General features: G+C 40.8%; 17 protein-coding genes. 3 read left to right on the top strand and 14 right to left on the bottom strand.

Annotation, left to right across the window (positions count from 1 at the left end; translation table 11 throughout):
* Position 1: 1 nt before the first annotated feature.
* The 14 genes from IGI68_RS06710 to IGI68_RS06645 all read right to left on the bottom strand — a co-directional run bounded on the left by IGI68_RS06710 (position 2) and on the right by IGI68_RS06645 (position 17,537).
* Positions 2 to 724 carry a metal ABC transporter ATP-binding protein gene (locus tag IGI68_RS06710; protein ID WP_438731621.1) on the bottom strand — a complete coding sequence of 241 codons (723 nt, stop codon included), beginning with the start codon at positions 722 to 724 and terminating at the stop codon, positions 2 to 4.
* 201 nt (positions 725 to 925) lie between these two features.
* Positions 926 to 2,284, bottom strand: a complete 1,359-nt coding sequence (locus IGI68_RS06705; RefSeq protein ID WP_071875233.1) for a DUF438 domain-containing protein — start codon at positions 2,282 to 2,284, stop codon at positions 926 to 928.
* Complete coding sequence (locus IGI68_RS06700) at positions 2,281 to 2,514, bottom strand: DUF1858 domain-containing protein (RefSeq protein ID WP_438731618.1); 234 nt, start codon at positions 2,512 to 2,514, stop codon at positions 2,281 to 2,283. The genes IGI68_RS06705 and IGI68_RS06700 overlap by 4 nt, the downstream gene beginning before the upstream one ends.
* A 306-nt stretch (positions 2,515 to 2,820) precedes the next feature.
* On the bottom strand, positions 2,821 to 2,967 hold the full coding sequence (locus IGI68_RS06695; RefSeq protein WP_438731615.1) for a hypothetical protein: 147 nt from the start codon (positions 2,965 to 2,967) through the stop codon (positions 2,821 to 2,823).
* A gap of 731 nt (positions 2,968 to 3,698) precedes the next feature.
* Positions 3,699 to 4,649: a DHH family phosphoesterase gene (locus IGI68_RS06690; protein WP_438731612.1), complete on the bottom strand. Its 951-nt coding sequence runs from the start codon at positions 4,647 to 4,649 to the stop codon at positions 3,699 to 3,701.
* Between the two features lie 16 nt (positions 4,650 to 4,665).
* On the bottom strand, positions 4,666 to 5,997 hold the full coding sequence (locus IGI68_RS06685; protein WP_438731609.1) for a DRTGG domain-containing protein: 1,332 nt from the start codon (positions 5,995 to 5,997) through the stop codon (positions 4,666 to 4,668).
* A 422-nt stretch (positions 5,998 to 6,419) separates the two neighbouring features.
* Positions 6,420 to 7,454 (bottom strand): 3-deoxy-7-phosphoheptulonate synthase, encoded by a 1,035-nt coding sequence (locus tag IGI68_RS06680; protein ID WP_438731606.1) that lies wholly within the window; start codon positions 7,452 to 7,454, stop codon positions 6,420 to 6,422.
* A gap of 748 nt (positions 7,455 to 8,202) precedes the next feature.
* Entirely contained in the window at positions 8,203 to 8,910 is a 708-nt protein-coding gene (locus tag IGI68_RS06675; protein ID WP_071875757.1) for a glucosamine-6-phosphate deaminase, read from the bottom strand.
* A 71-nt stretch (positions 8,911 to 8,981) separates the two neighbouring features.
* On the bottom strand, positions 8,982 to 10,661 hold the full coding sequence (locus tag IGI68_RS06670; protein ID WP_438731602.1) for a ribonuclease J: 1,680 nt from the start codon (positions 10,659 to 10,661) through the stop codon (positions 8,982 to 8,984).
* A gap of 168 nt (positions 10,662 to 10,829) precedes the next feature.
* On the bottom strand, positions 10,830 to 11,876 hold the full coding sequence (locus tag IGI68_RS06665; RefSeq protein ID WP_438731599.1) for an aspartate-semialdehyde dehydrogenase: 1,047 nt from the start codon (positions 11,874 to 11,876) through the stop codon (positions 10,830 to 10,832).
* A gap of 611 nt (positions 11,877 to 12,487) precedes the next feature.
* On the bottom strand, positions 12,488 to 13,306 hold the full coding sequence (locus tag IGI68_RS06660; RefSeq protein ID WP_071875754.1) for a carbohydrate ABC transporter permease: 819 nt from the start codon (positions 13,304 to 13,306) through the stop codon (positions 12,488 to 12,490).
* Positions 13,306 to 14,169: a carbohydrate ABC transporter permease gene (locus IGI68_RS06655; protein ID WP_071875753.1), complete on the bottom strand. Its 864-nt coding sequence runs from the start codon at positions 14,167 to 14,169 to the stop codon at positions 13,306 to 13,308. The genes IGI68_RS06660 and IGI68_RS06655 overlap by 1 nt, the downstream gene beginning before the upstream one ends.
* Before the next feature lie 77 nt (positions 14,170 to 14,246).
* On the bottom strand, positions 14,247 to 15,578 hold the full coding sequence (locus IGI68_RS06650; protein WP_273230073.1) for an ABC transporter substrate-binding protein: 1,332 nt from the start codon (positions 15,576 to 15,578) through the stop codon (positions 14,247 to 14,249).
* 192 nt (positions 15,579 to 15,770) lie between these two features.
* Entirely contained in the window at positions 15,771 to 17,537 is a 1,767-nt protein-coding gene (locus IGI68_RS06645) for a glycoside hydrolase family 13 protein (RefSeq protein ID WP_438731594.1), read from the bottom strand.
* Positions 17,538 to 17,802: 265 nt separating this feature from the next.
* Between IGI68_RS06645 and IGI68_RS06640 the strand changes: the two genes are divergently transcribed.
* The 3 genes from IGI68_RS06640 to IGI68_RS06630 all read left to right on the top strand — a co-directional run bounded on the left by IGI68_RS06640 (position 17,803) and on the right by IGI68_RS06630 (position 21,390).
* A complete protein-coding gene (locus IGI68_RS06640) occupies positions 17,803 to 19,077 on the top strand; it encodes an extracellular solute-binding protein (RefSeq protein ID WP_071875751.1) in 1,275 nt (424 codons plus the stop codon).
* Between the two features lie 87 nt (positions 19,078 to 19,164).
* Positions 19,165 to 20,514 carry a carbohydrate ABC transporter permease gene (locus IGI68_RS06635; protein ID WP_071875750.1) on the top strand — a complete coding sequence of 450 codons (1,350 nt, stop codon included), beginning with the start codon at positions 19,165 to 19,167 and terminating at the stop codon, positions 20,512 to 20,514.
* Positions 20,515 to 20,517: 3 nt separating this feature from the next.
* A complete protein-coding gene (locus IGI68_RS06630; RefSeq protein WP_071875749.1) occupies positions 20,518 to 21,390 on the top strand; it encodes a sugar ABC transporter permease in 873 nt (290 codons plus the stop codon).
* Positions 21,391 to 21,446: the final 56 nt, after the last annotated feature.

Below are 21,446 nucleotides of genomic sequence, written 5' to 3'. Positions count from 1 at the left end.
CTTATTTCGCCTCCCAAACAAGTAATTGTTCGCCAAATGCTTGGCGTAATAATGGCGCTTTTGCGACTGTTGCTGTCGGTCCAAAGGCAATCAGTTTGCGATTGAGGAGTAACAATTGGTCAAAATACGTCGCGACTTTCGATAAATCATGATGCACGATAAAAATGTATTTCCCCTCTTCTTTCATCTGACGAAGTAACGCCATAATAATCCCTTCGCTGACGACATCAATGCCGACAAATGGTTCATCTAAAAAAATGAAACTTGCTTCTTGGACGAGCGTTCGGGCGATCAGCACTCGTTGGAATTGCCCACCGGAAAGTTCGCCTATTTGACGTTCTTCGTATTCCAGCATATCAACCGCGGCTAAGGCTTCTTCGACTTTTTGCCAATCGGCTGTGGTCAAGCGCTGTAAGAGACGTTTTTTTGGATACAGTCCGAGTGAAACACATTCTTTTACGGTAATCGGGAACGTATAATCGACGGCACTTTTTTGTTCAACATAGGCAATTTCTTTTTGAAAGGTTTTTAACGGTTGACCGTTTAAAGTGAGACTGCCTTCATGATCGATGAGATTCAGCATCGCTTTGATTAACGTTGATTTTCCAGCGCCGTTTGGTCCGATAATCCCGATAATACTTGGTTCTTCGACGGTATAACTGACGGCTTCAACGGCAAGTTGTTTGCCTTGGTAACGAGCAGAGATATTTTTTATTTCTAGCATTTTCAGCGCTCCTTCATTAAATTTCTAGGTATACCTAAACTTTAATTCTATCTTACGCTTCTCTTCCTTAAAATGCAACGATTTTATTTTTTTAGTCAATGGCTACATTCATGCTTGATTGCGGATTGCGTTTACGCTCGAGGTTTTTTTACACGCAAAAAAACCGAACGAAAAACTCTTTCGCTCGGTTCTTTCGTGTATTTAGTTTTTCTCGTCGTTTACTGAATCAGGTGTATGGCCTTCTAACAACCGATTTTGTCCGGTGATGTGCTGAATGTCGGTAATGTCTTGCGTCACTTCTAGACACCCTAAGTATTGGCCTTGCGAATCGTGCAACGCAAAATAGCGAATGTAAATTTTGCGGTCTTTTAGATCAATCCAAAAATCAGCTTGGGCACGCGTGCCCGCTTTAAAGTCCGTCAGAATCGCTTCCACCATGTGCATACTTTTTGGTGGATGACAGTTGACCACGGCACGTCCGATGACCGATTTTGTCCGTGGGAAAATCCGAATAGGGCCTTCCGAATAAAAACGGACGCAATCCTCGGCATCGACAAACGTCAAATCAACCGGTAAATTTTCGAAAATGGCCACGAGTTGATCGAGCGTTAAGATGCCCGTTGGAAAGACAACTTGATCGACTTGCGGCGCTTCTTCCCATTCATAATGGTCTTCTTGGGAATCAGATGCGGTAGACGGTGTAAGGTTTTTGGCAATTTCTTCGGTCGTTTCTTTGGCTCTTTGGATCGCCAGCTGACGCACCGGCTCGCGCTCGGCTTCTTTTTCATAAGCTGCTTGATCGGCTCTCCAAGGTAAGGGTTCGGCAATATACGCATAACCAAAGTCCTGACTATCAGCGGCGATGCGTTCCCAATCGCTTAAGGAAAAGACGTCCAACGTCATCGGTACCATAATCTCTTCTTCTTTGAATATCATTTCTTCGATTTCTTCTTTTGTTTTTTCCCATTTTTCGATCAGCGGATTGCAGGCAACTTTCTCACTTTTTGCGTAGGCCAACGTCTCTTTGATCATTTGGCGGATGTCGTCATCCACGCCCCACATGACTTGCGGTGGTGCGGTAATGCCGTATTTTTCCATGTAACGAAAGATTAAATTTTCCTTGCGCGCATAATGTTTCTCAATTTGTTGCAAATCCGTTAACGCCGCAATCAACCGTTCTTGATAAGACCAATCGCCTTGTTGAATTTTGGCTAGCAAGCCATCAATCTCATCGGTTAAGAGCGATTGAAGGACTTGGTTTTCAAGTTTTAACGTATGAACAGGATGGCCCGGCTGACCATGGGATTCATGCGACTGATGAATGTCATTAATTGAACCCTTAAAAACGGCCGCGTGAATATTACAAAGACGCTGAATTTCAGCTGGATCCATCCCTTGTTGGATGAGTGCGCGCTCAGCTGACGTAATTTCAGTGACATCTACCCCGTCGAATTCTTCGTTAAACAAGCGTTTCGCTTCTTCAAATGATCCACCTTCATGCAGTAAGGATAAAATTTCCACAATCCGTTTTTGACGCTCTTCTTTTGTTCGTTCTTTCATTCTTTTTCCCCCACAATCTGAAAACCCGCTTCTTCAAACGCCTGAATAATCGTTTCTAACGGGATTTTCTTCATTTTTGCTCCTTTTGGGATGGTCATGTAGCGCCCGGCAGTTTGTAACATCCCTGGTTTCGTAATTTCATTAAAGCCAATTCCCAGCATGATTTCTTTAATTTCTGGGTATTGACTGACAAGTTCGTACAATGATTTTGAAAAATCAATTTCCATCATGAATCCTCCTATTAAGAATCATTCTCAATTAGACTTTAGTATACCACGATTTTCTCGAAAAAGAAAAGAGTTTCACAAACTTTTGGTCTGGTGTTTTCGTGGAGATAGAATTGATCGAAAAATGTCTGAGATGAATACGGAACGGATAGGATCATCCCATTGATACGTAGGCCTTTCATCGCATTTAATTTATCTACTGTACAAGCATCATTCGTTTGAGCAAACCATAAAAAAACGTGAAGTCTGGCACATCGTAAGGATGCACAGACTTCACGTTGGTCATATTCACATTGTGGATTAGGACAATTACTCGTGATCGTCCGCTTTTTCTTCTTTTTCTTTTTCTTCATTTGCAGCAACTGCTTCACGCGCTTCACGGAAAATTGCTTCTTTCTCTTGCTTGTAATCATCTTGACGTTCTGCGTAGACTTCTTCTTTTGATTTATTCGGCATAACATTTCCCTCCAATAAAATATCGTTTTTTGATAACGCTTTATAATTACACTATAAAGAAAAAGTGTGACTTTGTAAACTTTAATGATTGTATTTCTTGCTAAACATCCTATTTCTCGTTGTCAAATGGTGGTGATGGAATCGCCCGCTACCCTACGAAAAATCACCTTGTGTGGTGAGCTGCGAGACCGCTTCGAGCCTAGGATTGCTGACGCCGTTCGAGCAAAGCGAGTGACGGATACAGTATCAGGCCTCCGCGTGACGCTCAGCTCGAAAGCTTCAAACTCTAGCTAAGTGCTCAAGCACAAACCTAGAGTCATTCACATTTCGTCTTTTGGCGTAGCTAACACCAGACATTTTTCTCCGGTCCGCTAGTGTCGATTCTCTTTTTGATACTTGTCTTGTCAAAAAATAAAATAAATACTAAAAGAAAACCTTATGACGATATCTTCATTAATACTAATACTAAAAATGAACTGTCCCAATAAAAGCGTTGCAGGATCTTATGATATATTCTTCCTCAACAATAACAATTATCAAACCACAATTATTATTGTACCTCTTGTAAGCTTGCTCGAATTAGCCCCAACTATTCTTAAACACTAAGGCGATTGTCCGAATGCAAAAAAAACCGTTGCTCGAATCGAATGAACGAACAACAGTTTTTATAAGCGCGTTTAAAAATCATCGCTTGCTAAGCTTTGGAAATATTTTTTGGCCACAACCTAGTATTATAATGATTCTGGTCGACACGCGTCTTTGATTTCTTGATAGATGACTTCGACTTCGGCTAAGTCTTTCGCATTGGCACCACTGGCTAAGGGATGTCCGCCGCCATTATGACGCTGGGCAATCGTGTGAATAACAGGCCCTTTGGAACGCATGCGAACGCGATAGTAGCCTTCTGGTTGTTCGACAAAAATCGCCCACGCAACCACTTCTTCAATTGCGCCAGGAAGTGGCACGACTTCTGATGTTTCTGCATCACTCACACCGTATTCTTGCAAGATTGCTTGGCTTAAAATCACTTTACCAGCACCATTTTCATCAAGTGTTAAATGATTATACACGTAGCCTGCTAAGCGCGCGACACTTAACGGGAATTGTGATAACTGACGGTTTAAGCGCGTCGCATCAAAGTCAAACTCTCGTAGATCTGCCGCGATTTTAAGGGTGTGGGCTGTCGTGCTTGGGTATAAAAAGCGTCCCGTATCACCAACAATACCCGCATATAATAACCGCGCGGCATTTTCTGTCATCGTTAATTCATCGGCAAAAAATTGCCAAAAGTCCGCGATGATTTCACTACAACTACTTGCTTTGGTGTTCACCCAAGTAAGATCCCCATAAGGTTCATCGTTTGGATGATGGTCGATTTTGATGAGTTTGTCGCCTAATAGGTAACGCTCATCGCTAATGCGCGGCGTATTAGCGGTATCTGTGACAATCACTAACGCGCCTTCATACGTTTCGTCGGTAATAGGTTGCATGGTTGCTAGAAAATCGAGTCCATCAATCGGACCTCCGACTTGATAGACGAATTTATCGGGGAAACTTGCCCGAATGATTTCAGCTAACCCAACTTGCGATCCCAGTGCGTCGGGGTCTGGACGTTGATGACGATGAATGATAATGGTCTCGTAGGCTTTAATCGTTGCTAAAATCTGATTTTCGATTTTCATAGTGTTTCCCTTCTTTCTATGGTCTTTCCATAACTTGGCAGACGACGATGGCTTTGCCGACTAGTGAATTTTCGATAAAAATTTCGATGTCTAGTTTCGCGGAGCGACGGCCAAATTCTAAAATTTTCGGTCGTAACACAACTTCACTTTCCAGTTGAATTAAACGGAAATAATGCAAATTGACTTGTTCGATCCAAGTATTCCGACGTTGATTAATTAATAAGCTCCGTTTGGCCGCACTGGCGATGATTTCACTTAACACGCCAAACGAGATGGTTCCGAGTTCATTCACCATTTGTGGCGTGACGATAAAACGAAACTCCGGCTGTTCTAGCTTGTTGCCTTCAAAGTCATATTCCACCATTTGAATTTGACCCGCGATTTGATCGGAAATCGTATCGGAAACTTGTGGCTGACGTTGGACTAATTGCATCGCCTTCATAATATCTTGACGCGTCACAATTCCTAAAAGTGATAAATCATCCGTCACAACTGGCATCACTTCGAGACCTTCCCAAATCATTTGATGGCTAACAGATGCAACACTCATCGTTTTTTTTGCCATCCGTGGATCTTTGGTCATAATGCGTTCAATGACTTGTTGATCACTTTTTTCTAAGACGTCTTTGGCTGTGACAATCCCGACGACGCGACGGTTTTTGTTCACGACAGGAAAGCGTGTATGGGTCGTGAGTTCAGATAATGCTTTATAATCTTTGACTAACTCGGTCGTTTCTAAGTATTGCGTTTTATCAAGTGGCATGTATATATCACCGACGAGTAAAATGTCTTTTTTAATTAATTGGTCGCTTAACGCTCGGTTAATCATCGTTGCAACCGTGAACGTATCATACGTAGTCGAGATGATCGGTAGGGCCTGTTCATCGGCAATCGTCTCAATTTCGGGAGTCGTTTCAAACCCACCGGTAATCAACACCGCAGCGCCTTCTTTTAAAGCGAGCTTTTGAACATTGGTTCGGTTACCGACAATCATGAGCGATCCAGGAGTGATGTAACGTTCCATTGCTTTTTCTTCCATCGCACCGATCACAAATTTATTTAAATCTTTCTCTAATCCTGCTGATCCTCCAAGGACTTCACCTTCAACAATTTTGGAGACTTCAGCAAAGGTTAATTTCTCAATGTGTTTTTTTAATTTTCGTTCAATTCGAATGGTTCCTACTCGTTGAATTGTCGAGACGATGCCACTGTTTTCGGCATCTTTAATGGCGCGGTAAGCCGTGCCTTCACTGACATCCAGTTCTTTGGCGATTCCACGAACCGAAATCCGCTCGCCTACCGGTAAATTTTCAATGTGAGCGATAATTAAATCATGTTTTGTCGCCATCTCTTTCTTCCCCACCCTTACTTTTTCGTTTCAACTCTTTCTGAAAATAGTGACAGCTTCAAAAAAACTGTTTCATGTAATTTTTCGGTCACATCAACATTCGTAGTCCTTAACTCGGAATAAATAAGTACAGCATAATAAATACATTGTAACAGATTCTATCAAAGATACAAATACTAGGATTCGAAAAATTCAAAGAGAATTTAGGAAGCCTCACGATTTTTTAGCTTTGGACATTATCAATTGAAAAAGAAACGTCGCCTTTTTGAAGCAAATGCTAGACGGATGTGATCGCCTTTCATGGATAAATCGAGTAGTTAGAGTTCGCCCATGCTGGGCGAACAAAAAAGACTATGACATTCGTCACAGCCCTTGCGTATTTTAGCACTTCGTTGTTTTCTTTCGAAGAAGACCACAACCATTTAGCAGTATTTGGCGATATAACGGACTAAGTCTTCTGTTTCTTCCCATCCTAAGCATGGGTCGGTAATCGATTGACCAAATACGCCACCGCCTGGTTCTTGACGGCCATCTTCTATGTAACTTTCTATCATAAAGCCACGGACGTATTGTTTGATGTCTTCATTCCACGAACGATTTCGGAGAACTTCTTGGACAATCCGCACTTGTTCTTTGTATTTTTTGCCTGAGTTGTCATGGTTCGTATCGACCATCACAAATGGATTTTTTAATTGACTCTTTTGGTAATGTTCAATGACTTTGATTAAGTCTTCGTAATGGTAATTCGGTACAACTTCACCCGTATCCGTTAGGCCACCACGTAAAATCACATGCGCCCAAGGATTCGAACTTGTTGCCACTTCGACACCATTGTACATAAGTTCTTGTTTTTGTTGCGCGGCATAAATGCCATTGAACATCACATTAAGATTGCCGCTTGTTGGATTTTTTAAGCCGGTTGGAAAATCGAGTCCGCTTGCGACAAAACGGTGTTGTTGGTTTTCCACCGAACGCGCACCAATCGCGTGGTAACTTACGAGGTCATCCACAAATTTCAAGTTATCAGGGTAAAGCATTTCATCGGCTGTCGTTAAGCCAGCTTCGGTGATGACCCGTTTATGCATTTTACGCACGGCTACCATACCACGAATCAAATTGATTTCGCCATCAGGTGACGCATCTTGTTGGTGCATCATCCCTTTATAGCCATCGCCATTCGTCCGCGGTTTATTGGTATAAACCCGTTGCACGATAAAGACTTTATCTTTCACTTCTTCTTGTAATTTGGCTAAACGCTTCGCATATTCCACAACAGCCTCGACGTTATCCGCTGAACAAGGACCAATAACGAGTAAAAAGCGTGAATCTTTCCCTTCGATAATGGCTTTTAATTCCTCATCGCGTGCTGCTTTAAAAGCCGCCGCTTCTTCACTTAATTGTGAAATACTTTTAACGATATCAACATTGATTTTTTTACTTAATTCCTGAAAACTCATGTGACCCCTCCTATGAAAATCTATCTCATCTATCTTACCATATTTTCATTTTAAGCGGTGAAGAATTTTTCCTGAATCTTTTCATTCGATAAAAAAAGCGATGTAAAAAGTCAGACCAACGATTAGAAATATTCCTTACATAACAGTTTCCCCCTCTCACTCATTTTTTTCACAGAAAAAGAGGATTGGTATCTGTGGGAGATTTTGAGGATAAAACATTTATTACGTTGGTACTTTGACTAGAAAAGATAAAAATTAGTTGCAGTGAACAAAGTGTGTTTGATGATTTCGTATTCGTCTGACTTTTAGCCATCGTATAAAGCGGTTGTATAACTTTTAGTGTTGATGACTAATATTCAGATCATTCTTCAACACTTTTTTCGAATAGATTATTTCTAATAATGATGGAATCATCGCTAAACTACTTTCTTCTATCATTTCTTTTATTTTTAACAGATTAAGCATCAAAAAGAGATTAAGCACTAGCGAGCCGGAGAAAAATGCCTTGTGTCAGCTGCGTTAAAAGACGAAATGTGAATTACTCTAGGTTCGTGCTTTAGCACTTACCTAGAGTTTGAAGCTTTCGAGCTGAGAGACCAAGGCTCGAAGCGGTCTCGCAGCTTCCACCACAAGGCGATTTTTCGTAGGGGAGCGCGCGATTCCATCAACACAATTTAGCAAAGCTACATAAAAAGATAAAAACAAAAATCCTCAGGAAAGATTTCCTAAGGATTTGATTCGATCGTTATTACGCTAATTTGCTTGCAGCTGCGTCATCAAGGATGATGGTCACATCTGGATGGTTTTGGAGCACACTTGCAGGCACGTCAATTGTTATTTCGCCGTTAATGGTATTTGCAATCGCTTCTGCTTTTGCTTCACCATAAGCGATTAAGATCACTTTTTTGCTCTTCATTATTGAGCCGATCCCCATTGAAATGGCTGTTGTTGGGACGTCTTCGATTTTTTCGAAGTTACGTTTGTTCGCGTTGATCGTTGATTCTGTTAACTCAACGACTTGTGTTGGCGCGTCAAACGGCGTACCAGGTTCATTAAAACCAATGTGGGCATTTTCGCCAATACCAAGGATTTGAATATCGATGGGATGATTCGCTAATATTTCTTCGTAATGACGACATTCAGCCGCTAAATCTTCGGCTTTACCATTTGGCACATACGTTGCTTTAAATGGTTTTTGGTTAAATAAATGGCTATTCATGAAGTACCGGTAACTTTGATCGTTATCGCCACTTAAACCGATGTACTCATCTAAGTTGATGCTGACGCAATTTGAAAAGTCGACATCACTTTTTACCATTTCTTGGTATAACGTTTCAGGTGTACTACCGGTCGCGAGTCCTAGCACTTGCGCGCCATTTTCGATTCCTTCTTTAATCAGTTCAAACGCTTTTTTTCCGCCTTCTTCAGCGTCTTTCACTCGGATAATCTTGAACATTTAAACACTCCTCTGATTTTTGTCGCATTCATTGTACCATCGAACCTTTGTCTCTTCAATCGCTGTTTTTCTTAACGACGACGATTGCGTTGGCTACCTTCCATAATAACAGGTAAGATCACCGGACGACGCTTCGTTTGGTCAAATAAGAAACGACTTAACTGGTCGCGAATATCTTGTTTTAATTTTGCCCATTCAAAGTCTGGATCGACTAAATGTTTTTCGACAATTTGTTCGACCATGTCGCTACCTTCACGCAACAAATCACGGTTGGCTTTTACGTAGACAAAGCCTCGAGTGGTAATTTGTGGTTTTGAGAGAATTCGTTTTTCACGGCGGCTAATCGTCACAACTGCCACAAAAATACCATCTTCTGATAAGACTTTACGGTCTTTTAAGACAATGTTTCCGATATCGCCAACACCAATTCCATCCACCATAATGTTGTCAGATGGCACGGAACTTGATAGTTTAAATTCGCCATTGATCAGCTCAAAAATATCGCCGCGTGCTGCGATAAAAATATTGGATTTTGGAATTCCGACTTCTTCGGCTAATTTCGCATGTGCTGAAAGCAAGCGGTACTCACCTTGAATTGGGAACATGTATTTTGGTTTCATGAAATTCATCATAAATTGTAAATCAGCGGGACCTGCATGACCGGAGACACGGTAATTATCGGAAATGGTTTTAACTGTTCCACCTGCGCGATAAATAATATCCTCGGTTTTGGCCATGACTGTTTCCATGGCAATCGTTGGTGTCGTCGCAATATAGGCTAAATCGCCTTCTTTCACACGAACCGCGCGATGCGAGCCACTCGCCATTTTTTGTAAGGATTTAATGGGCTCACCCATTTGTCCCGTTTCTAAAATCAGAATTTCTTCATCGGCATAATTTTTCATTTCTTTTAACGTGACGAGTAAGTTTTCATCGGGTAACGTTAATTTGCCGAGTTTCATGGTTGTTTTAATGATACGACCAAAGTCTTGTCCCGTTAAAACAACTTTACGACCGGAGCGATACGCAGCATCCAGTACTTGTTGCAGGCGTTGTAAATTGCTTGCGACACAGGCCACAATAATACGACCTTCCCAGTAGCGAATGTTGTCATAGACTTCATCGGCAATTTGTAACTCTGAAGCGACCGTCGCTGGATTTTCCGCATTACTTGAAGTGCTAAGTAGTGCTAAAACGCCTGATTGTCCAATCTCTGCTAAACGTGCAAAGTCTGTTTGGTACATCGGAATCGCCGTTTGATCAAATTTAAAATCACCGGTATAAACGATACTACCTTCGGATGTTTTTAAACTAATCCCAACTGAATCGGGAATGGAGTGTGTCGTTCTAAAGAAACACACGACAGAACTGCCAAAATCAATTTCGGTTTTGCAGTCAATCACATGAAATTCTTTAAAATGTTTGGATGGTTCATAGCGTTGTACCGCAAGTTTTGCTAACTCGATCGTTAATTCCGTTCCAAAGACTGGCACTTCTAATTTTTCGAGTAAGTACGGTAAGCCACCAATCGCATCGGCATGCCCGTGAGTTAAGAAGACGCCTGCTACACGATCCGCGTTTTCTTCTAAATACGTAAAGTCTGGAATGACCGTATCGATTCCTAATAATTCATTTTCTGGATAGCGTAAGCCACAATCCAGAACAAAGATTTCCTCTTCAATTTCGGCGATATACAAATTTTTTCCATTTTCTCGGACACCGCTTAAAGGAATAATTTTAATTGAACTCAAATTGTTCACCTCTTATTTTTTATTGGTTATTTATGTTCTCTGACAAAAAAATCCCATCACTTATTATTATACACGAAATATCAGGAAAAAGTATCTGTGCTCCTTGAAAATCAAAAAAAACTGGAACAATGGTTGCTTCCAGTTTTCCTCTAACATTCATAGCGCTAATTAAATTAACGCTAATTCATGCATTTTTTCCGCAATTTGAATCGAATTTAAGGCTGCACCTTTGAGTAAGTTATCTGAAACAACCCATAGATGGAACCCTTTAGGATTATCTAAGTCTCGTCGAATGCGACCCACGAAAGTACCTTTTTGGTCGATACTGTCAATCGCTTGTGGATAGCGTTGTTGACTTGGATCATCGACTAATTCCACACCTGGCGCTTTAGCCAAAATCTCTTGAATCGCTTGAACTGTCGTCTCTTCTTTCAGTTCAATATAAATGGATTCCGAGTGGCCATTAACGATTGGTACTCGAACACAGGTCGCTGCCACTTTAATGCTCTCATCGCCCATGATTTTTTTCGTTTCATTGATCATTTTCCATTCTTCTAACGTGTAACCCTCTTCGCCAAAGACGTCGATTTGCGGTAACGCATTAAAGGCGATTGGATAATGTTTTTTATCGCCACCTGAAGGTAAAATAGTCGCGGTTAATTCCGTTAATGGTTTACCATCTAAGTATTCTTGTACTTGATTTTCTAATTCGGCAATCGCTTTCGCACCTGCGCCCGAAACAGCTTGATACGTGGACACGATGATTTTATCTAACCCAAAGGCTTGACGAAGCGGTTCTAACGCGACCATCATTTGAATGGTTGAACAGTTAGGATTCGCGATAATGCCTTGATGCGTTTTTAAACTTTCCGGATTCACTTCGGGCACAACTAACGGAATGCCTGGAACCATACGGAAATGACTCGTATTGTCAATCACCACGGCTCCTCGTTTGACGGCTTCTGGTGCGAAAATTTCAGAAATGCCGCCACCTGCACTAAATAACGCAATATCAACGCCTTCAAATGATTCGGCAGTTAATTCTTCAATTGTTAGTACTTGATCCTTAAAAGCCAATGTTTTACCGGCTGAACGTTTTGAAGCTAAGGCTTTCACACGTTCAATTGGTAAATTTACCTCTTGTAATAATTCGAGCATTTTCGTTCCAACGGCACCTGTTGCGCCAACAACCGCAACTGTATATTTTTTCCCCATTTCCACAACTCCTCATTTTCTAAAGATTCTTTCATTATTTTATCATAAAGCAATCTTTAAGTACATGGTTCTAAGCGCAAGTTCCAGTATGTAAGCGTTTGTTTTATTCATTTTGTGTGAAAAGTCGAAAAATTCAAACGAACACTTTTTTTAACTCGAATTCTGACGATAGCGTCTCCTTGTTTAAAACAAAAAAATCCCTCTATCATGTGAAATCCCACACGAAAAGCCTTGTCTGATAAGGTTCCACACGCGTGCAAATAGTTGAGAAAATAACGATTTCCAGTTATAATACAGGTGAGAAGAATTTTGGGGAAGATTCTTCACAACGTGCATCAACGTTTCAAAAAAGAAGCTAGCGAAGGTTAGCTTCTTTTGAGTGGGGAATCTTCCTGCGTATTATCTTTCTATCAGTCGTTTTTTTTGTTATTTTTGTTTTTGTGCTCGCAAATAGCGTGCGATTGTTTTGATTGAAGCCAACTTTTTATTCGTTGGTTTCTTTTTTTGCCTTTAGATAGTTCGTGAATAGTCTTGACGCTATTCATCGCCACAAATTGCAGAAACAAAAAAGAGCTTCCTTTTTCGTCACTTGAAAAGGAAGCTCTTTTTGATTATTTCACTGCACCATCGGCTACGCCTTTGATGATTTGTTTTTGCATAAAGAAGTAGAAAATGATGACTGGTAAAATCGCAATGACTAATCCCGCTAATGCTAGGTGCCATTGTTTCGTGTATTGTCCAAAGAAGAAGAACATCTTCAACGGAATCGTTTGCGTTGTTGGTGAATTGATTACGAGTGATGGTAAGAGATAATCGTTCCAAATCCACATCGTGTTCAACACGGCAACGGTAACGGTTGTTGGTTTTAGCATTGGGAAAATCACTTTCCAAAAGACTTGCCAACGACTCGCGCCATCGATAATCGCGGCTTCATCTAGCGCACGAGGAATCGACTTCATCGCACCGTGATATAAGAAAATGGACATACTACCACCAAAACCTAAATACATGAAGATAATCCCAATTTGGTTGAGCATTTGGGCTTTCCCAAAAAGTGCGACTAAGGGAATCATCACCGATTGGAATGGCACAAGCATCGCTGCGACAAACACCATAAAGGTAATTGTACTAAATTTTGATTTGATCCGTTCTAACGCGTAAGCTGCCATCGCCGAAAAAATCACGATAACGATAACGGAAGAGACCGTAATGAGTAAGGAATTCGCTAATGTCCGGATAAAGTCCAATTGACGAAAGGCTTCCGGATAGTTTTCAAAAGTGAATGCTTCTGGGAATTTCAAGGGATTGGTAAAAATCTCTTGTTTGGTTTTAAATGAGTTGGTTACCATTAAGTAAAACGGAATCAGCCAAACAAGACCTAGGGCTAGGCCAAGAAAAGCTTTTCCTAATTGCTTTGAGCCTTGTTTCATTATGCTTCAACCTCTTTTCTTTTTGTCAGATAAACTTGCGTTAAGGAAATAATCGCTACACACAAGAAGAAGATAACGGCTTTGGATTGGGCGTACCCCATTTTATTTTCTAAAAAAGCGGTATTATAGATGTTCATTGCGACCATTTGCGTGGATTTATACGGTCCACCATTTGTTAACGATAAGTTTTGATCGTAAAGTTTAAAGGAATTTGACAATGTCATAAATAAACTTACGGTAAAACCAGGCATAATCAGTGGGAATTTGACGTGCCAGAATTTTTGGAATGCAGAAGCGCCATCTAAGTCAGAAGCTTCTAATAAGGCATCGTCCACGCTTTGTAAATACGAAATGTAAATAACCATCACGTAACCAGACATTTGCCAACACATGACGATGACCATTGCCCAAAAACCTGTTTCGGGTGTCGACAGCCACGTTTTTAAGCCGGTGGAGTTCAAGACGTCTCCAATAGCTGAAAAGGCGTTAATAAAAATAAATTGCCAGATGAATCCTAAGATTAAGCCCCCAATTAAGTTAGGCATAAAGAAGATCGTCCGTAACAAATTGGCTCCTTTAAATTTATTCGTAACAAGCAATGCCAGTCCTAGTCCAATGGCGTTAATTAAGATGATTGCCACAAAAGCAAATTTGGTAGTAAACCAAATCGATGTCCAAAATTCTTGGTCTTTTAATAGTTTCGAATAATTACTAAAACCGACGAGTGCTGCTTCAGAAACCCCATTCCAATCGGTGAATGAATAATAAATGCCATAGAAAAACGGTATTACGACTACAATGAACAAGGCGATAATGACTGGCGCTGAAAATAAATAAAACCAAGTTTTCTTTTGATGTGTCATGTTCTTTCCCCCATTTTAATTTAAAAAAGAAGCGAGAGAGTCAAAGGCTTCTCTCTCACTTTCTTTCCATTATTCTCTTATTCTCTTTCTTCTGCCCATTTCGTTTTCGCTACATCTTCCACTTCAGCCCATGTTGCTTCACCTGCAACATATTTTTGGATTTCAGCACCAAGTGTTTGTTCTCCCCATCCTGCAGGATAACCCATGAATACCCATCCAGTTGTGTTGCCTTCCGTGTAGTAAGTGTAAACGTCTTTTGATAATGGATCTGAGATTTTTTCAGTGTCATATCCTTTATATGCTGGTACAAATTTGAAGTCTTCTAAGACGATTCGTTTGCCTTCTTCTGTTGTGTATAAGTAGTCTAAGAAATCTTTTGAAGCTTGAACTTCCGCTTCGCTACCATTTGGATTCACACCCCAGTACATTGGTACGCCGACTGGAATCGTGCCTTCTGTTACTCCATCAATTGGAATTGGCAGTAAACCAATATTTTCAGCTAGTTCAGGATTTACACTGGCAATCGTTGGATATACCCAGTTTCCTTGTTGTGTCATCGCAACTTTACCATTTGAGAATAGTTGTTCGATTTGTTGTGAGTAGTCTAAACTATTCGCTGGTTGCACGGAATACTTGTTACTGATATCGATGTATTTTTGGAATTGTTCGCCGTATTTGAATTCAACTGTCTTAGAATCAAAAGCTTTCATTACGTCGTTATCAAATTCTGCATTCAAGAAGGCATTGCCTGAGTGTAAGCCCGTAATCCATAGTTCTTTCGCAGCTAGGGCAAATGGTGCATCTAGGCCTAACTCTTCTTTTTTGCTGTCTAATGTTTTAGCGGCTTCTTCTAAATCCGTTAGGGTTTTGATTGTAGTAGCATCAATGCCTGCTTCTTCAAATATAGCTTTGTTATAGACCACACCATATCCTTCGATGTTATAAGGTAATCCTAGAACTTTTCCATCTTTTGTCGCACCGGTTAACGTGCCTTCAAGGGCTTGATTCGCCGCTTCGGTATCACTTAAATCGGTTAAATTGTCAACCCACATCGTCACATCTTCTGGTCCACCGATGTTATAGATGTCTGGTTCGTTTCCTGAAGAGAATTTTGATTTGAGAGCGGCACCGTAATCGGATCCACCACCGACTGTTTCGATGTTAATTTTGACATTTTCATTTTCGGCTTCGTATTGTTTTGCTAACGCCTCAAATTGATCCTTGAATTCGACTTTAAACTGGAAGATGTCGATTTCGACGACTTCACCACTTGCACCCTTGTCTGTGCCACTTGCGCCAGCTGCACTATTCTTTGTTTCGCTAGCATTGCCACAAGCTGCAAGCGTTGTTAGTGTCAAACCTGCTAATAAAATACCTGAACCAATTTTCTTCATACGTTTATTTAACATGATATATCCTCCCTGTATTTGATAAGCTTATTATGCAACCGATTGCGATAAAAAGCAAGCGTTTTCTTGTATTTTTTAAAAATATTTGTTTTCGTTGATTTAAAAGGACTTTAACGCAATAAAGTTCATTAAATCGATTGATTCAATGAACTTTATATTTTTTAACATATTATTTTTACGCAACCGGTTTTTCTATAATTTATTATTGATAATGACAAACCCTTTTGGCTCGATGTGATACGCTTGGTCTTCTTTCGTTACAAGATGATTAAAACATTCTTCTCCTGCCGCTTCCACCGTGATTGTTTCAGCCCCCGTATTAAAGATTCCCTGAATCACTTGTTCGTCAAGATGACGTTCAAACCAGATGAGACCATTTGTTTGGTCGACTGCGTGCCAGTAAACACGGCCTTCCGATAAACAAGCGGCTTCTTTGCGACGAAGCGCAATCAATGACTTCGTAAAAGCTAAGAGTTCTAAATCTTGATTTTCTTCTTCCCAGACCATACATTTCCGACAATCCGGATCATTCGCTCCAGTCATACCGATTTCATCGCCATAATACAAGCACGGTACCCCTGGTTGAATGTAGGTAAAGGCCATCACTTGTTTCATCAAGTCTTTGTCTTCGTTCGTTTCCGTTAATAAGCGAGCGGTATCATGGGAATCCAAGACGTTAAACTGCATTTGATTGGTTTGATCCCGGTAAAGCATCAATTGTTGGTTAATTTCAGAGACCATTTTCGGTAGTGAAAGATTTTCTTTGACGAAGTAACCTAAAATCGCATCGGTATAAGCATAGTTCATGACCGCATGGAATTCATCACCTTGTAGCCAATTTTGCGAAGAATGCCAAATTTCCCCTAGTATATAGAAATCTTCTTTCGTTTCGTCACAGACTTGACGGAATTTTTTCCAAAACGCGTGATCGACTTCGTTTGCCACATCTAAGCGCCAGGCATCGATATCGTATTCTCCAATCCAAAATTTCGCAATCTCCAGTAAATGCGCCTGCACTTCTGGATTCGCGGTATTTAATTTTGGCATATGTGGCGTAAAGGCAAAAACGTCATACGTTAAATCTTCGGCATTTTCAAAATCTTTGCCTTCGGTATACGTTACCGGGAATTCCCGCACGTAAAACCAATCCGCATACGGCGAATCGGCACCGTTCTCAATGACGTCTTGCCACTGCGGCGATGTATCTCCGATATGATTGAAGACCGCATCAAGCATCACTTTAATGCCGCGCGCATGACAAGCCTCCACCAGCTCTTTAAAGAGTGCACCATCTCCAAAAGCGGGATCCACTTTTAAATAATCAATTGTGTCGTATTTATGGTTTGAACCTGCTTCAAAAATCGGACAGAAGTACAACCCGTTAATGCCTAAGTCTTCTAAATAATCCAGATTATCGAGCACCCCTTTTAAGTCGCCCCCAAAGAAATCTTGGCGATCAGGATCTTGACTGCCCCACGGCAACGTGCCTTCTGGGTCATTTGACGGATCGCCATTGGCAAAACGTTCTGGGAAAATTTGATACCAAACCGTTTCTTTCACCCACGCAGGTACTTTAAAACGATCGGCTTCTTGGAAATATGGCATTCTAAAATAATTGTTTGGCATCGCTAAGGTTTTTTCATTTAATGGATAAATCCCGTGATCGCCATAAAAGGCCATTAAGCCATCTTCACCTTCTAAGGTAAATCCATAAGCTAAGCGCTTGGATTCAGCCGTCACTGCGATAACCCAATAATCGAAAAGATCCGTCGAAAGAATTTTCTCCAGCGGTTGCGGTGTTTCATGACACCACTGATCCACTAGATACGGATCACCACTCACTAAATGGACGCGCGCGACGTCTCCTTTAGCGGTACGAATGCGTAAATGTAGGGTTTCTGAGTCATATAGATAAGCAAATTCACTTTCTGGTCGATGATAAATTGCAGCTGTGTTCATAAACAACACTCCTTCTCATTTTTGCTTATTATGCCACATCAGGGAATGAAATGCAATAAAGTGAGAAACCGATTGCGTAGGCGATTCTCATTAAAAGAAAGACTTCGTGAAAGGGTTTACCACTTTATTAAAAGTTGATTTTACTATTATTGATTGAAATCGAAAAATATCTTTTTACTGGAAAAATGAGAAAAGGTATTGACTATATTTGCAATCGGTTGCATAATATTGTTGTAACTAATTTTATTACACGGAGGGATTATTTATGAAGAAAAATTGGAAAAAATATTTAACAAGTGGACTCGTTTTAAGCGCATCAACCGTATTATTAGCAGCATGTGCGAGCGGTGGCGGCGGGGCAAGCAGTGCGGCACCAGATGAGAGCGCTTCAGGAAGCAGCGCAACAGAAGAAGTAAAAGTTGAAGGAAAAGTCAAAGTTTGGATTGATACTGAACACGTTGAAACCTTTAAAGGGATTGTCGCTGATTTCCAAACAGAATTTCCAGATGTTGAAGTTGAAATCGCTGCCGGAAGTTCTGCCGATGCAAAAACGGAAGTTTCAAAAGATCCAAAAGCAGCAGCGGATGTTTTCATGATGCCTCATGACCAAGTTGGGCAAATGGCCGAGGCTGGACTTCTTTATCCAAATACAAAATATGCAGATGAAGTGAAAGCAAATAACGTGGACTCTGCGATTGAAGGCGCAACATGGGACGGCGAGTTATACGGCTACCCTTATGGAGTGGAATCACAAATTCTTTACTATAATAAAGCAACCCTTTCAGAAGATGATGTGAAATCTTGGGCAACAATGACTGAAAAAGGCAAAATCGGTGCAAACCTTGGCGAAGCAGGTGCGAACTATGTCTTCGGACCACTCTTCATGAGTAATGGTCTGTACTTATATGGTGAAACGGGTGAAGATCCAAATGGAACAAACTTTAATACAGAACCAGGTGTCGAAGTTTTACAATGGATTGCCGATCAAAAAAATAACCCAGGTGTTATTCAATCAAATGCTGAAGCGTTATCAAACTTAGAATCTGGCGTAACTGATGCATTCCTTTCTGGTCCTTGGTCTAAGAATGACGTTGAAAAAGCGTTAGGTGAAAACATGGCAGTTGCCGCTTACCCAACAGTTGATTTTGGGAATGGCGAAGTGCAAATGAAAGCTTTCTTAGGGGTTAAATTGTTCGCAGTTAACCAACAAACTGAAGCACCACTTGCAGCAATGGCATTAGCGAACTACTTATCAAACGAAAGCTCTCAATTAGTTGAGTTTGAAAAAATGGGCGTTATTCCATCAAACAAAGCTTTACAAAGCAATGAAGCGATTACAAAAGATGCCGTTGCGAAAGCGGTAATGGAAATGTCTCAAACAACTCACTCAGTTGTAATGCCTAAGATTCCAGAAATGGTTTCATTCTGGCCTGCAATGGATGCGGTTATCAATGACACTTACAAAGGAAATATTAAACCAGCAGATTACATGACAAAACTCGATGCACTTGTTACTGAAACTGCAACGATTTCTGAATAATCAATCAAAAGACGAGATGAGGCATTCATCGATCCAGGCGATGCCTCTTCTTTTTTTTAATTCTAGACGAAAGTGAGTCGATAGCATATGTTCAACAGAAAAAAACATCTGCCACAACTTTCCTTTATCGAATTGTTTAAAGAAGGCGACCTCGCGACGAAACTCTCCTTTATCGTCATGGGTAGTGCCAACTTTGCCAATAAACAATGGTTAAAAGGAATAATTTTTCTCGCAACGCAAATTGGATTTTTATTTTGGTTTATTTCAAATGGGATTATCGCACTGAGTATGCTCTCTCATTTAGGAACGGTTGAACAAGGGTTAGTAATGGATGACCGGTTAGGCATTCCGATTTTACAAGAGGGTGACAACTCCATGTTGATATTATTATTCGGGATTGCTGCCATTATATTATGTGTTGTGATGCTCATCTTGTATATCGCAAACTTAAAGAGTGCCCGCTATTTACATGAATTAAAACAAAAAGGCCTCCCTGCTCCAACAACGCGGGAAGATTTGAAGAGTTTGTTAAATGAGCGATTCCACGCAACGTTAATGACGATTCCGTTACTTGGGGTCTTACTCTTTACGGTTTTACCTTTGTTATACATGATCTCGATTGCCTTTACGAATTATGATCACAATCACTTACCACCCAAAAATCTCTTTACTTGGGTTGGTTTGAAAAATTTCGGTAACGTGTTAAACGGAAAAATGGCTGGTACGTTTTTCCCAGTCCTTGGTTGGACGTTAACGTGGGCAGTCCTTGCTACCGTTACGTGTTTCTTCTTCGGTGTCCTACTTGCACTCTTAATTAATACAAAAGGCTTAAAATTCAAAGGCTTATGGCGCACGATTTTCGTGTTAACGTTAGCTGTGCCACAGTTTATTTCATTATTAGTGATGCGTAACTTGTTAAATGGTGCGGGTCCGATCAACGCGACGTTGATTCGTTGGGGCTGGATCGATGCGGCCATTCCGTTTTTAACCGATCCGAACTGGGCGAAAATCACCGTGATTGTCGTCAACATGTGGATCGGGATTCCGGCAACGATGCTCGTTTCGACCGGGATTATCCAAAACTTACCAACCGATCAAATCGAAGCCGCGCATATTGATGGCGCGAATGCTTTCCAAATTTTCAAAAATATCACGTTCCCACAAATTTTATTCGTGATGACGCCAGCTTTAATCCAACAGTTTATTGGAAATATCAATAACTTTAACGTGATTTTCCTCTTAACGGGTGGCGGACCAACGAACTCAGACTTTTACGGAGCAGGTTCGACTGACCTGTTAGTGACTTGGTTGTATAATTTAACGGTGAATACACTCGACTACAACTTAGCATCTGTTATCGGTATTTTAATCTTTATCTTATCAGCAGTCTTTAGTTTATTTGCTTACACAAGAACGAATTCATTTAAGGAGGCGTAATCGATGGCGCAAGAAAAGAAAATCAAGAGTTACAAAGCAAAACGCAAATGGACCTTAACTTCGTCATATACGGCGCTCATTGCCTTATCCATCGTTTGGTTATTCCCGATTGTATGGATTGTTCTGACGAGTTTCCGGGGCGAAGGTGGCGCGTTTGTGCCGTATATCATTCCTAAAACTTTTACACTTGAAAACTATCGCATTTTACTCACGAACGCCACGGGGAACTTTCCGTTTGTTCGCTGGTTCCTCAATACGTTATTTGTGGCAACCATTAGCTGTATCTTATCAACGTTCATCACGATTGCGATGGCGTACGCGTTATCTCGTTTACGTTTCCGCCTAAGAAAACCATTCTTAAAAGTCGCATTAGTCTTGAATATGTTCCCAGGATTTATGAGTATGATTGCTATCTACTATATTTTAAAAGCATTAGGCTTAACAGAAACATTGTTTGCCTTAATCTTAGTTTATTCTTCTGGCGCGGCACTAGGATTTTATATCGCGAAAGGATTCTTTGATACCATTCCGATGGCGCTTGATGAATCCGCGATGATTGATGGGGCAAATAAATGGGAAATCTTCACACAAATTACGTTGCCTCTTTCTAAACCAATGATTGTCTACACATCATTAATGACCTTTATGGGACCATGGATGGACTTCATCTTTGCGAAAATCATCATGGGCGATAAAGTTCAAAACTATACGGTTGCGATTGGTCTATTCACCATGATGACTCGTACAACAGCCAACTCATTGTTTATGGCGTTTACCGCAGGGTGTGTGTTGATTGCCATTCCAATTACGATTTTATTCATCTTCATGCAACGCTTCTACGTTGAAGGCATTACTTCAGGATCCGTGAAGGGATAAGAAAATGAACCAACGGGCTTTGGCCTGCTGGTTCGTTTTTTTGCGCTCTTTTAAAA

This window comes from Enterococcus sp. DIV1314a, from assembly GCF_051713805.1.
Classification (GTDB): domain Bacteria; phylum Bacillota; class Bacilli; order Lactobacillales; family Enterococcaceae; genus Enterococcus_I; species Enterococcus_I aquimarinus.
The sequence above is the reverse complement of the archived record's forward strand: the minus strand, read 5'-3'. Positions and strand labels throughout refer to the sequence as shown.